Below are 14,377 nucleotides of genomic sequence, written 5' to 3' on the forward strand. Positions count from 1 at the left end.
TCTCCACCAACGGGGACGCTCTTCTTGGTTCATAATGTCTCACTCGTTCCCGGACTACGAGTGTGGCCGGGTGACGGAGTTCGGTCAGGTGAATTTCTTTTATCCGTAGCAGCAGATGGATGAGTGCTTAAACGTGGTTTACGCATTAACCCTACCGTGAAGCGGGAGCCAGGAAGTTTGGAAAGTGTACAACTGATCGCAAGGGATACAGCAGCCGTTACAAGAAACGAGAGTAACGTTACAGGCAGATGCCATCCACTGAGCTGAAGCGGTCTGGTAACGTAAGCGATCGCGTAGATCACCAGTGCATGAACCAGATAACCACCAAATGAATAGCGGCCAATCCAGGATAGAAGACGCTGAAACCGTGTATCTTTGCCCCGCATCAGTACAAGGAAACCATACAACATGAGCATCTGAGCCATAATGATGAGGAATGTGGTTGGTTTCAAATAAGTAGAGATATTCAAATTCACAACATCCCCGGACCCACGCAGCACATCGTATCCAAGCCAAATGTACATCCCTATAAACAGACAGATCATCCATGGCAGTATCTTCGTGCTCCAACTCCTCCAGCTATCCACTGACCATGCACATACGGCACCCAGCAAAAAGTAGAACCAGTACATGATCCATGAATAGGATCGATATTGCAGCAACGTGGACCAAGGCTCAGACAGTGTTTCTGTCCAGCCCCCCATATTATAGTAGGACCATTTCATAAGCAGAGCGTAGAATGCGGCTGCAAAGAGAATTAGCCCCATAATGACTTGCATGGGCGTGAAACGCTTGGCGTTCCGGATACGTCTCTGAATGGCTTTCGCTCCCGCCAGGAACAAGGGAAACAGCATATAAAACTGAAACACCATAATGACAAACCAGAGATGATATCCCGTCTGCGGGACAAACAGTTCTCGAACAAGACTGCGAAAGTCCGGAATGCCTGCAAGCCAGAACTCGGGGGTGAAGATACGGACAGCAAGCCAATAGATAAGTGTCCATACGACAAACGGCATATAGATATCGCCAAATCGCTTTCGAATGAAGCGAGGATATTCCGGTTTGGTATTACGGTGATGGTAAAACAGCATGACACCCGATAGAAATACAAACGTTGGTGTACCGAATCGGGTCAGATGATAAATCATGGTCAGCATAATGGAATCCGGTTGCTCAATATCGGCGCGATAGATATACTCAGCGATATTATGCTGCATGACAATCGCCAGAAAGGCAATGCCCCGCAGCTCGGTCCATTCCGCTATTCGTGGTTTTTTCACATGTAATCCTCCCTCCAGGAACCGGAGTTCATCATATAAGGGTACCTGTTAAACATTAAGGCTGCATTAAATGGAGAAAATAGGTACAAAAAAAGACGGCTGCGGCCGTCTTTTCTGTTGATATAATTCTTGTTTGTTCTAGTTCTGCTCCTCTGATGATGGAGCCTCCGAGGACGCGGCATCTTCTTCAAACAGTTTCTGAATATAAGACTGGAGTTTGGTTACATCGACACCGAGTACCTGTGCTGAGCCGACCAGTTCATTGGTGAGCAGCTTGTTCGGTGGAATCTGCTGCTGATCGATATCGTTCACATGGATATCGAAGCCGAGTGATGCGAGTTTTAACATCTGGGTTGGACTAAGATCTGTTTCAATGTAGGGAGCGATGGCTTCCAGGATATCCGGGATTTTGAAGAGCGACGTGGTGCTCTGCATCTTCTTGGCCAGCTCGGTCATGAAGATCCGCTGCCGTTCGGTTCGCGTGAAATCCGAGGTGGCATCATGACGGAACCGAACATATTGAAGGGCGGTCTTGCCGTCCATATGCTGCAATCCTTTTTTCAAATCAATGTCGTACATATGTTTATCCGCTTTACTGGTGTAATACATGTCTTTCTCCACATCAATCTCAATACCGCCTACCGCATCAACGAGTGCCATGAAACCTGTGAAGTCTGTGTAGACATAATGCTGAATGGGAATACCGAGCAAATCACTGACGGTTTGTTTGGTCAGCTCTGCACCTCCATAGGAAAAAGCTGCATTGAGCCTGCTTTTGCCATGCCCTGGAATGGCTACATAGGTATCTCGCAGTACGGAGAACAGGTGGGCTTTTTTGGTGACCGGATCAATGGAAGCGACCATGACCGAGTCAGAACGCCCTGCATCATCACCTCTGGAGTCCCCACCAAGCAGCAGAATGTTTACCCGTTCTTGGCCCTCCCATCTGGGAATTGTTGTCGTTGAAGTGTCTGAATCGCTGTTTGTGCCCGAAGAGGAAGAATCGGATGAAGTCCCGGAAGCAGTTGAGATGCTATTGGCAAAATGAACAATCGAATATCCGTAATATACAATGACACCTGTGACAGCAAGTGCCAGGGTCAGGGCTGTACCCCATAACCATTTTTTAAGCATAATCTTCACCTTTCTATGATTGAACTGATATGTAACCCAAACTAGTTTAACAAAAAGAAAGCAAAATGTCCTCTTTGATTTCGTAACTTCGGTCAATATGGGGATTGTTTGACAAATAGTTAGTGTATATTTATTATGTAAAAAATAATCTTGTTTTGTGTAATGGAGGTATTAAAAGCTAGTTATGAATCAATCCGTATTTAATTGGATTAATCAGTTTGCAGACCGAATTCCGTTTCTGGACTGGTTTATGATTACATCATCAGAGTATGCGGTCTGGGTTATGATCGCACTGCTCGTTATCGTATGGTTTCTCGGCGATCCATCGAAGCAGCGAGTTGTCTTCTATGCCTGTGTAGCGTCCATTGTGGCGCTAGTTCTGGCGAAATGGGGGATATCACCCGCAGTGGGCCATCCAAGGCCTTTTGTGGAAGGGCCAGTGCATCAGCTGGTAGCCCATGTACCTGACCCTTCTTTTCCAAGTAAACACGCTTCCTTTGTATTTGCTCTTGCGGCTGCTTCATTCTTCATTGGACGTCGTTTCGGATTATGGATGCTCTTACTTGCTGTGTTGACAGGGGTGTCTCGTGTATATGTAGGTGTGCATTATCCAGGAGATATTCTGGGTGGCTTCCTTCTGGGCAGCCTGATCAGTGTGGTGCTGATTACGACCCGCAATTATACCAAGTCGATTCCCGACTTTTTCATTAACATACACCGGCGTGTTTTTCGTTAGCGTCTGGACGTAATATGTTGCGAAGCCGTGATGGTTTTGTTCAATAAAGAAGTCTCTTATCTCTGGTTCTGCCAAAGATGGGAGACTTCTTTTGCGTTATGTTCGAAGTTACATGAAATTTATAGAAATTGAATTCTGACATCTACAATTCATGACGATAGGTGACGATATACTATTAATATGTATTATTTTGAGGAGTGGGGAACATGTTGGGGAAATTTAAGTTAACGATTCGAGGCAAGTTACTGACTGGTTTTCTGATAGTTGTAGCTATGCTGGTTTTTGTAAGCGTCTATGCGTTAGTCCAGATCCATAATATGTCGAGCAAGGCGAATGAAGTGGATCAAACCTGGATGCCGAGTGTAAGCCTGCTTGGGATGATGAATGGTGATGTCTCCGATGTAGAGCGGTTGGCGCTGGCAATTATCGTTGAACAGGACGAAGACGAAACAACCAAGATGAATGAAGCGTTACAGCTTCTCCTCACCAAGATCGAGGATGAGCGCAAACAGTTGCTTACATACATTGGAGACAATGAAGCAGCACTTAAGCTATATAATGAGAACTTCGCGGCGAATTATGACGCCTATCTGGAAAAAATGCCTGCATTCATCGAATTGGGTGTGAACAATGATTATGAGGGAGCCAGCAGACTTCATACCGAGGCCTACCCAATGTGGTACACAGCAAACGACACACTTGCCCAGTTAATTAACTTGAGCAATGAAGGATCGGAAGCGGCAACGAATGAATCAGTTGTGTTGGCCGAGAATGCATTTAACGTGATTTTGGCAGTGACCATTGTTGCATTCCTGGTCGCAGTATTTATTGCATTCTTCATTGCAAGCATCATCTCACGTCCAATCAAAAAGATGAACACAGCAGCCATGGCGATCGCCAATGGTGATCTGACGGGTGAGACGATTGTGCTCAAGAACAGAGACGAATTGGGAACGCTGGCGACTTCCTTCAATACCATGAGTGGCAATCTTCGCTCAATGATCGAATCGGTATCCCTCACTTCTGAACAGGTAGCTGCTTCATCAGAAGAGCTTCTTGCAAGTGCAGAGCAGAATACCCAGGCTTCGGAACAGATCTCTGAAACGGTAGAAGAACTCGCGGTAGGTACGTCGGATCAGGTGGATATCGTGAAGCGTTCTTCACAAGCAATGAATGAGATGGCTCTCGGATCGGAACAGATTGCCGAGCTTGCTCAAAGTGTATCGGTATCTGCTGTGGATGCGGCAAACCAATCTTCCGAAGGTAATATGATCATTCAACAAGCGGTTGAACAGATGGGTTCTGTTCGCAACTCCATTGCTTCGCTGACAGAGCTGGTAACAGGGCTGGGGGAACGTTCAGCAGAGATTGGAACCATTACCGAGGTAATTAACAACATTGCCCGGCAGACCAATCTGCTTGCACTGAATGCAGCCATTGAAGCCGCACGAGCAGGAGAGCATGGGCGTGGTTTCGCGGTCGTTGCGGGAGAAGTACGGAAGCTGGCTGAGGAATCTTCCACATCTGCGCAAAGAATTACGGATCTTGTTCAATTAATTCAGAAAGATACAGATCATGCTGTTCAGGCTGTCAAAGTGAACAGCAGTGAGACGGAAGCTGGAATCGAGATGGTTACTGCGGCAGGACAAGCGTTCGAGCAGATCTCGGATGCGGTCAACAAAGTAGCGGGCGAGATTCAGGAAGTATCTGCAGGTTCAGAAGAAATGTCGGCGAGTACGACTGAGGTTGTAGGATATGTGAGTCAGATCTCTAATATTGCTGGAGAAGCAGCAGGCGGGGTGCATAATGTATCTGCGGCAACCCAGCAGCAGCTGGCTTCGATGGAAGAGATTGCATCATCCGCAGGTTCATTATCCAAGATGGCTGAAGAACTGCAGGAGCAAATTAACAAATTCAAAGTGTAACCACTGAGATATTCTGACACATGTGATGTGTGGGAATGCACAGATTGGATGGTCAGAAATGCCATTTGGTTTGTGGTGCTGGTTACAGCAACGATAAGAAGTTGTTTCTCTGACGCGCATATGCGTCAGAGAAGCAGCTTTTTTTGTCGCATGATGCCGAGCAGGTCACAACAATGTTATTTTAGAAGTCACCAACGCTTATATTGCAAGTTAATCAAACGACTATAATGGTAATTAATGGTGGAAGTTACACGGAGTTACACCATGGGGAGGAGCGGATACCATTCGCAGTTCAGCGTAATGCATACGGAACATTCAAGAAGAGGAGATGAATAGTTGAACATGAAGGGGAGCTGGTGGAGACGAGTCGCTATGATTGCGTTATCGGCAGGACTACTGGCAGGGAGTTTATCGATGGGTACAGGAATTCGTAAGGCGGATGCGGCCGCCGGAAACCAGAACTATGCTGAAGCACTGCAAAAGGCCATCTATTTCTATGAGGCGCAGCGTTCAGGTCCATTACCAGCGAACAATCGGGTCGAATGGCGTGGCAATTCAGGTATGCAGGATGGGGCTGATGTAGGCGTTGATCTGACCGGGGGATGGTATGATGCCGGAGATCATGTGAAATTCGGATTACCAATGGCGTATTCTGCTACCATGCTGGCCTGGTCCGTCGTGGAATACCGCGAAGGATATGAGCAGGCAGGGCAACTGGAGGAGATCAAGGAAAATATCAAGTGGGCTACAGACTATTTTATGAAAGCGCATACGAAACCAAATGAATTATGGGGACAAGTCGGAGCCGGGAATACGGATCACGCCTGGTGGGGCCCTGCTGAAGTGATGCAGATGAACCGGCCTGCCTTTAAGATTGATGCTTCCTGTCCGGGCAGTGACCTGGCGGGAGAAACAGCGGCATCACTGGCAGCGGCATCGATTGTATTTGCCGGTGATGATCCTGTGTATGCAGCGAAGCTGCTTCAACATGCGAAGGAGCTGTATCACTTTGCAGATACTTACCGGGGGAAATACTCCGATTGTATTACCGATGCACAATCGTTCTATAACTCATGGTCTGGATATTATGATGAGCTGGCATGGGGTGGAGCATGGCTTTATTTAGCTACTAATGATAGCGCTTACTTGTCCAAGGCGATTGCGGCAACCAATCAGTGGTCTTCCAGTGGAGGTGCTGCCAATTGGCCATATACCTGGACACAAGGCTGGGACAACAAAAACTACGGTGCCCAAATTTTGCTGGCTCGTATTACGTCCAGTCTGAACATGCCGGAAGCTGCAAGCTTTATTCAATCTACCGAGCGTAACCTGGATTATTGGTCTGTCGGGACCAATGGACAGAGAGTCAGATACACACCGGGAGGTCTGGCGTGGCTGGATCAGTGGGGCTCGCTCCGGTATGCAGCGAATGCATCCTTTATCTCGTTTGTCTATTCCGACTGGGTCGGTGATCCTGTGAAGAAATCCAGATATCAGGATTTCGCCGTTTCACAAATGAACTACATTCTTGGCGATAATCCACGTCAGAGTAGTTATGTGGTCGGATACGGGCAGAATGCACCCCAGCATCCGCATCACCGGACCGCTCACGGTTCGTGGCTGAACAATGAGGATGTCCCGGCGAATCACCGCCATATTCTGTATGGTGCCATGGTCGGTGGCCCGGATGCATCGGATGGGTACACCGATGATATCGGGGATTATGTGAGCAATGAGGTCGCAACGGATTATAACGCTGGATTCACTGGTGCGCTGGCTAAAATGAATCTGTTATTTGGTCAGAATCATCAGCCCCTTGCGAACTTCCCTGCACCTGAGGTGAAGGGGGATGAGTTCTTTGTAGAGGCTGCTGTTAAATCATCTGGTTCCAATTATACGGAAATCAGGGCACAGCTTAATAATCGGTCCGCTTGGCCTGCCCGCATGGGAGATCAACTGTCCTTTAAGTATTTCCTTGATCTGAGCGAGGTGTATGCTGCCGGACGTACCGTCTCGGATGTGCAAGTTACAACATCCTATACGGAGGGGGCGACGGTATCCCAACCGGTTGTGGTCAATGCAGCCCAGCACATCTATGCCATTACGGCGAACTTCGGTAATACGAAGATCTATCCGGGCGGGGAAGGAAATTATCGTAAAGAAGTGCAGTTCCGCATTACAGGCCCACAGGGCGCATGGAATGCAAGCAATGATCATTCGTTCCAGACGTTGACTACTGGCAATCCTGTGAAGAGCGTATACCTTCCAGTCTATGATGCAGGGGTGAAGGTGTATGGACAGGAGCCAGGCGTTTTACCAATCACGGTTCCAGGTGCACCTGCTGGCGTGCAGGCTGTGGCGGGCAGCAATCAGGTTAGCTTGACCTGGACCGCTGCACCCGGGGCCGAATCATACACGGTGAAGCGTTCCGAGGTGAGTGGAGGACCGTATACATCTGTCGCGACGGGTGTTAATGGATTGACCTATACGAACACGGGACTGACGAACGGGAAGGCTTATTATTATGTGGTAACCGCTGTGAATTCAGCAGGGGAATCTTCGAATTCTATACAGGTGTCGGTTACACCGCAAGCAGCAACGATGGTGCCGGGAGCACTGACTTTAAGTGGGACAGCTGGTAATGCGCAGTCGATCCTGACCTGGACAGCAGCCTCGGGCGCTATTAGCTATAAGGTGCAACGTTCGGTAGCAGGCGGGACATATGCGGATGTGGCAACTGGATTGTCCGCACTCACTTATACCGATACGACAGCCGTGAATGGCACCACGTACAATTACCGGATTGCAGCAGTGAATGCGAACGGACAGACGTTGTCCAATGTCCTGGCACTGACGCCTTCTGCACCTCCGGTGACGACCGGTACACTCGAAGTGCAGTACCGCAGCGGAGGGTCCGGGAATTCGAGCAATGCAGTAACCCCGCAGTTCAATGTGAAAAATACCGGCACACAGGCGATTGATCTCAGTACTGTGAAGATCCGATATTATTTCACCAAGGATGGGACGGAGAGTATGACCTTCTGGTGTGATTATGCCCAGATGGGCACGGCCAATATCGAAGGCACATTCGTCGCAGTGAATCCGGCAAAGGGTACAGCAGACACGTATCTGGAGATCAGCTTCAAGTCCGGAGCGGGCAGTTTGGCCGCTGGAGCAGAGACCGGCGTGATCCAGGCACGCTTTTCCAAAAATAATTGGAGCAATTTTGATCAAAGTAATGACTATTCCCATGACGCCACCAAGACGGCCTTTACCGCTTGGAACAAGGTAACCGGGTATCAGGGAAGCACCAAAGTATGGGGCTTGGAGCCGTAACTGGCGCACAATCAGAAGCCGAAGAACAGGATGGGCAGACCAACAGCAACAGCGTTTATATTTAATTTCCACTATTCCAGGGAGGTATATATTCATGTTGAAATCAGCTGCGAAAAAAAGTTTAACAGCCATGCTGGCGGGAACCGTCATGTTGACCGGATACACCGGACTCTGGGCAGGGCCACAAACGGCACATGCCGCCGATCAGGTCATCGAGATTCAGTCAGACAGCATTAATGAAGCCCGGTTTTTGCAATTGTATGATCAGTTGAAAGATCCGGCGAACGGATATTTTTCTCCAGAGGGAATTCCGTATCACTCCATTGAAACGCTGCTCAGCGAGGCACCGGATCATGGGCACATGACGACATCAGAGGCGTACAGTTACTGGCTATGGTTGGAAACGATGTATGGTCACTATACAGGGGATTGGACCAAACTGGAAGCGGCATGGGATAGCATGGAAAAATACATTATTCCGGTCAATGAAGGTGATGGCAAGGAAGAACAGCCTACCATGAGTTATTACAATCCGAATAGCCCTGCAACGTATGCAGCGGAAAAACCCTTCCCGGATCAATATCCATCGGCGATTAATGGACAATATGCGGCAGGAAAGGACCCGCTAGATGCGGAGTTCAAAGCAGCTTACGGGAACAATCAGACCTATCTGATGCACTGGTTGCTGGACGTAGATAATTGGTACGGATATGGAAACCTGTTGAATCCATCCCATACGGCTGCTTATGTGAATACGTTCCAGCGTGGAGAGCAGGAGTCCGTGTGGGAAGCCATTCCACATCCGTCTCAGGATAATAAAACATTTGGGAAGCCGAACGAAGGATTCATGAGCCTGTTCACGAAAGAAACGCAAGCACCATCAGCGCAGTGGCGTTATACAAATGCAACCGATGCCGATGCACGTGCAGTACAGGTGTTGTACTGGGCGAAGGAGATGGGATACACCAATACGGCGTATCTGGATAAGGCCAAGAAGATGGGTGACTATCTGCGATATGGTATGCACGACAAGTACTTCCAGAAGATCGGCAGTGCGAAGAATGGTGCACCAACCCCGGGTACAGGTAAGGATTCCAACATGTATCTCATGGCCTGGTATACGTCATGGGGCGGTGGCTTGGGTCAAGGTGGGGATTGGGCTTGGCGGATTGGTGCGAGTCATACGCATCAGGCCTATCAGAATCCGGTCGCGGCATATGCCTTGTCTGATCCGGCAGGTGGCCTGATTCCAAAATCAGCTACAGCCAAGGCAGACTGGAATGCATCCTTGAAGCGTCAGTTGGAGTTCTACACATGGTTGCAATCCCATGAAGGAGCGATCGGCGGGGGCGCAACGAACAGTCTGGACGGTTCATACAAAGCCTATCCGGCTGGGGTGAGCACATTCTATGACATGGCTTATCAGGAGGCTCCTGTGTATCGTGACCCGGATTCGAACACATGGTTTGGATTCCAGGCATGGTCGCTGGAACGTGTAGCCGAGATGTATTACATTCTTGCCGAGAGCGGGGATCTAAGTTCCGAGAACTTCCAGATGGCCAAAAAAGTCATAACCAAGTGGATCGACTGGTCCAAGGATTATGTATTTGTGGATGAGCGTCCAGTGACGGATGCGCAAGGGTATTATCTGAACGCAGCAGGAGGGAGGATTCTTGGTGGTCTGAATGCACAGGTAGCGACAACTCCAGCCCCAGGAGAGTTCTGGATTCCAGGCAGTCAGGAGTGGCAAGGTCAACCGGATAAATGGAATGGCTTCAGTTCCTTCACGGAAAATCCGAACTTCCGTGTGGTCACCAAAGATCCTGCACAGGACACAGGGGTACTGGGAAGTTACATTAAGGCGCTGACCTTCTTTGCCGCAGGAACCCAGGCAGAGAATGGAACGCTCAGTGCCAAAGGTCAGGAAGCGAAGGATCTGGCTGAGACACTGCTGGATACGGCGTGGGATTACAATGATGGCGTGGGGATTGTAACGGAAGAAGTGCGTAAAGACTACTTCCGCTTCTTCGCAAAAGAGATCTACATTCCTGCGAACTGGTCAGGAACGTTCGGTCAGGGCAATACGATTCCAGGTACAGCAGGTGTACCTTCCGATCCGGCAAAAGGCGGCAACGGCGTATACATTGGATACTCCGATCTGCGTCCAGCCATCAAGCAAGATCCGGCATGGGCTTACCTGGATAATCTGTACAAAACGTCGTATAATCCGACAACGAAAACATGGGAAAATGGCGCACCGACCTTTACGTATCACCGTTTCTGGTCACAGGTGGACATGGCTACAGCATACGGCGAGTATGATCGTCTCCTCGGAGATGCTGACAGTCCGGAAGTGGAAGTACCCGCTGCTCCTGCTGGCGTAACAGCAACTGGAGGAAGCGAGCAAGTGGTTCTGAATTGGAATGCAGCTGCTGGTGCAGCCTCGTATACTGTGAAACGTGCAGAAGTGAACGGTGGTCCTTATACGCCTGTAGCGACAGGGGTCACAGGATCAACATTCACGGACACAGGCTTGACCAACGGCACAACTTATTATTATGTGATTACTGCGGTGAATGCTGTAGGTGAGTCCACACCGTCAACACAGGCATCTGCAACACCGCTGGCAGGTGTTGTTGTGCCAGGCGTATTCAACCTTACTGGAACGGCTGGAAATGCCCAGGCGGTACTGACATGGACAGCATCGACTGGAGCAGCAAGTTATAAGGTACAACGTTCGGTAGGCAGCGGAGCATATGCTGATCTGGCGACAGGGTTGACCGCACTGACGTATACCGATGCTACAGCGGTGAATGGTACAGCTTACAATTACAGAGTCGTTGCCATCAATACGAGTGGTCAGACGAATTCGAATGTATTGGTGTTGACACCATTGGCACCGCCAGTTACAACGGGAACGCTTGAAGTACAATACCGTAATGGTAGTTCAGGAACTTCGGGCAATGCGATTACTCCACAGTTCAATGTGAAGAACACGGGTACAACTGCTGTGGACTTGAGCAAAGTGAAGGTCCGGTATTATTTCACGAAGGACAGTGCCGCTGATCTGAGTTTCTGGTGTGATTATGCACAGATTGGCAGCGGTAACGTGGAAGGGCTTTTTGTTTCCGTAGATCCGGCCAAGGGCACGGCAGATACGTATCTGGAGATTGGTTTCAAACCGGGTGCTGGCAGCTTGGCTGCGGGTGCCGAGACCGGAGTTATCCAGGGACGTTTTTCGAAAAACAACTGGACGAATTTTGATCAAACGAATGATTATTCCTTCGATTCCACCAAAACGGCCTTCAGTGCCTGGACGAAAGTGACAGCGTATCAGGATGGCGCCAAGGTATGGGGAATTGAACCTTAAACGAACTGTTCGACCAGTCCTAGGAATGATATGAACGATACAGGTTAAGCCGGGGAGAAATCCCTGGCTTTTTCTTTTTTTATGAAAATTCTTCAAATTTGAACGATCTTGACCGAAGAATATAAAGGGTAAATATGTAAGTAATTCAACTATTTTAAATGAGAGGAAGGTGGAGTATGTTTAATGTTTTTGGGAAAAAGGTTCGAATTAGCTTGTTGCTTGCCATTGTTATTACGTTTGTTCTTCAGGATTTCACAGGGGGGATCCACGTCGCCGAAGCAGCGGGTAACGTCATTAAGGCCACGGACTTAGGCGTGAAGGTCAACTCCAAATCTTCACAAACGAAGGAAATTCAAAATGCATTGAAGTATTTCTATGACCGGGGCGTAGAGGGGACGGTTCATTTTCCAAAAGGAACATATTTGGTAGACGAATCCATTCGTCTATATGCAGGAGTAAGTCTGTCCGGTGACGGAATAGGGCAAACGATATTTAAGAAAACCGGATCGGCAGGCCAATATGTGATTGGTAACCCCATTCTGCGCAACAATGATCCACGCCTCAACATCAAATTATCGGATATCACGATCGATGCAGATCGTACGAATCGCGAGGCCCGTGGTGAGAGTCAGGTAGGTGGCATCATTATGGATATGGCTGTATCTCATCTCACACTGGACCGCATGGAGATTCGGGATACAACGATTGGTGCACTGCTTCGCAGAACGAAGGATTCAGAGATTATCAATAGCCGTTTTGACCGGAACAATGGACATGCCATTGCGACAGGACACGAGAGTTATCCGGCAGGTGAGTTCACGAATGTCAGAATTATGAATAACCAAATTACCAACTCAGGCGGGGGCAGTGGCATCAATCTGTCACGTGCAACCTTCACAACGGTATCCGGGAATCAGATTATTAATAAAACCCATCAAACGGATGGATACGCAGGTATTCGCATTCCCAATGAAGGTGCCAACAACACGATTAATAACAATGTGATTGAGAATTATCCGCGTGGAATCTTTGTACTAACGGGTGCGACAGGCAACCAGGTATACGAAAACACGATTGTTAATGCATCCTTGCAAGCTATTCTGGTTGAATCGAACAACAATACATTCACCAGCAATACCATCTTCCAAAGAAATGCTGCATTGAAACCTGATGCAATCATTCGACTGGCTAATGCCAACAACAACAAGCTCATTGGTAACGAGATGACGACGAACGCTGGGTTTTCCGGGATTGGCATACGTACCACTGCATCGAGCAACAATGAGATCCGAAATAATGTGACCGACACTGCTGGCAAATCGATCAGTATCGAGGGTGGAAGCAAAAATGTGAACACGGGGAACCGTAATCGGTAAATGAACCATAGTAATGTTTACCATATTTGCGATTTTAAACATTAAAAACTAGTTCTTATGACGCATGTCCTGGATGAGAATCGACCTAGCGCTTATACCGCAGAAAAATGAAGCATATCAAATAGTTACAATAATTTAACCTTTGTAAAAGAAGGAATCGGCAGTGTTTTTTACCAGCAGATGAAGGACAGACCCTGATACTTAGTGCTCAAGTGTGCCTATATCAATACAGGACTTTCGACTGATGAACGTTATGGATAGCCCGTTTACAATGGGGCAAGCCCGGGAGAACCAAGCCAGGTTAAAATTCTGTAACATCAGGGGGAACTCGACATCATGAACTGGAAGAAAACCATTATTACGGCAAGTGTCACAGCAACGATGCTGATGGGAAGTCTGACGACAGGAGCACTAACGGCACAGGTATCGGCAGCTGCTGTTGACAATTCACAAGTAAAAGTAATCTGGGGCGTAAACCTACGCACATCACCTACTTCTTCTGCGAAGATTGTTCGCATGGTCGCTAAAGGGGAAACGGTAACGGTGCTTCAGCAATCCGGTTCGGATTGGTACAAGATTAAGGATTCTGCTAACCGGACAGGCTACATATCTTCTTCATCCAAATACACACAAGCTGTTAGTGGCAGCACAAGCGGCTCAGGTTCAGATAGTGGTACATCGGTTACTGGCAATGCGGCTGTGGAGAAAGTGATTGCGGCTGGGATGAAATATTGGGGTACACCGTATGAATTCGGAGCTAGTCGTAGCAGCACAGCTACTTTTGACTGTTCCAGCTTTGTACGCCAGGCCTTTATCGATGCGCTTGGCATCAAGCTTCCAGCGGATTCCCGCAAACAGGGAGCCTATGTAAAAGAAAAGGGTACGGTTCAGACCAACTGGAAAAACCTGAAACGCGGCGATCTGATGTATTTTATGTCTTATAAAGGCAGTTCTGCATCATCGTATTCGGGCGTGAATAAATCTACTGCAACCATTACGCACACAGGGATTTACCTGGGCGACGGAAAAGTATTACACACATATTCCAACGCTGGCGGTGGTGTAACGACTAGTGATATCTCCGGCAAACATTGGGAGTATCGCTTCCTGTTCGGTGGTAGTGCACTGTAGGTTAGTACACGTACCCTCTTCGTTATTCCGCGAATGTTCATATGAATTATGAATACAAAACACCTTCCATTGTGCCTTTGACGGGC

At 48.3% G+C, this 14,377-nt stretch carries 8 protein-coding genes; 6 read left to right on the top strand and 2 right to left on the bottom strand.

Features of this window, described 5'->3' with window-relative positions:
- Positions 1-29: 29 nt before the first annotated feature.
- Entirely contained in the window at positions 30-1,283 is a 1,254-nt protein-coding gene (locus tag NYE45_RS05715; protein ID WP_340015979.1) for an acyltransferase, read from the bottom strand.
- Positions 1,284-1,421: 138 nt separating this feature from the next.
- The gene (locus tag NYE45_RS05720) at positions 1,422-2,417 is read right to left on the bottom strand and encodes an LCP family protein (RefSeq protein ID WP_340015980.1); all 996 of its coding nucleotides are present in this window, start codon (positions 2,415-2,417) and stop codon (positions 1,422-1,424) included.
- Positions 2,418-2,601: 184 nt separating this feature from the next.
- On the opposite strand from NYE45_RS05720, the gene NYE45_RS05725 reads away from it, so the two are divergent.
- The 6 genes from NYE45_RS05725 (at position 2,602) to NYE45_RS05750 (ending at position 14,291) form a co-directional block, all read left to right on the top strand.
- Complete coding sequence (locus NYE45_RS05725) at positions 2,602-3,153, top strand: undecaprenyl-diphosphatase (RefSeq protein WP_340015981.1); 552 nt, start codon at positions 2,602-2,604, stop codon at positions 3,151-3,153.
- A gap of 206 nt (positions 3,154-3,359) precedes the next feature.
- Positions 3,360-5,078, top strand: a complete 1,719-nt coding sequence (locus NYE45_RS05730) for a methyl-accepting chemotaxis protein (RefSeq protein ID WP_340015982.1) — start codon at positions 3,360-3,362, stop codon at positions 5,076-5,078.
- Between the two features lie 342 nt (positions 5,079-5,420).
- Positions 5,421-8,414: a glycoside hydrolase family 9 protein gene (locus tag NYE45_RS05735; protein ID WP_340017314.1), complete on the top strand. Its 2,994-nt coding sequence runs from the start codon at positions 5,421-5,423 to the stop codon at positions 8,412-8,414.
- Positions 8,415-8,508: 94 nt separating this feature from the next.
- Complete coding sequence (locus tag NYE45_RS05740; RefSeq protein ID WP_340015983.1) at positions 8,509-11,784, top strand: glycoside hydrolase family 48 protein; 3,276 nt, start codon at positions 8,509-8,511, stop codon at positions 11,782-11,784.
- Between the two features lie 176 nt (positions 11,785-11,960).
- Positions 11,961-13,160 (top strand): glycosyl hydrolase family 28-related protein, encoded by a 1,200-nt coding sequence (locus tag NYE45_RS05745; RefSeq protein WP_340015984.1) that lies wholly within the window; start codon positions 11,961-11,963, stop codon positions 13,158-13,160.
- 336 nt (positions 13,161-13,496) lie between these two features.
- On the top strand, positions 13,497-14,291 hold the full coding sequence (locus NYE45_RS05750; protein ID WP_340015985.1) for an SH3 domain-containing C40 family peptidase: 795 nt from the start codon (positions 13,497-13,499) through the stop codon (positions 14,289-14,291).
- Positions 14,292-14,377: the final 86 nt, after the last annotated feature.

It is taken from the genome of Paenibacillus sp. FSL K6-1318 (assembly GCF_037976905.1).
Classification (GTDB): domain Bacteria; phylum Bacillota; class Bacilli; order Paenibacillales; family Paenibacillaceae; genus Paenibacillus; species Paenibacillus amylolyticus_A.

What these genes read in the sequence shown, in the direction of transcription:
- NYE45_RS05740 (WP_340015983.1), top strand. Translation starts at nt 8,509, where the DNA reads ATGTTGAAATCAGCTGCGAAAAAAAGTTTAACAGCCATGCTGGCGGGA.
- NYE45_RS05750 (WP_340015985.1), top strand. Translation starts at nt 13,497, where the DNA reads ATGAACTGGAAGAAAACCATTATTACGGCAAGTGTCACAGCAACGATG.
- NYE45_RS05720 (WP_340015980.1), bottom strand. Translation starts at nt 2,417, where the DNA reads ATGCTTAAAAAATGGTTATGGGGTACAGCCCTGACCCTGGCACTTGCT.
- NYE45_RS05730 (WP_340015982.1), top strand. Translation starts at nt 3,360, where the DNA reads ATGTTGGGGAAATTTAAGTTAACGATTCGAGGCAAGTTACTGACTGGT.
- NYE45_RS05745 (WP_340015984.1), top strand. Translation starts at nt 11,961, where the DNA reads ATGTTTAATGTTTTTGGGAAAAAGGTTCGAATTAGCTTGTTGCTTGCC.
- NYE45_RS05725 (WP_340015981.1), top strand. Translation starts at nt 2,602, where the DNA reads ATGAATCAATCCGTATTTAATTGGATTAATCAGTTTGCAGACCGAATT.
- NYE45_RS05735 (WP_340017314.1), top strand. Translation starts at nt 5,421, where the DNA reads ATGAAGGGGAGCTGGTGGAGACGAGTCGCTATGATTGCGTTATCGGCA.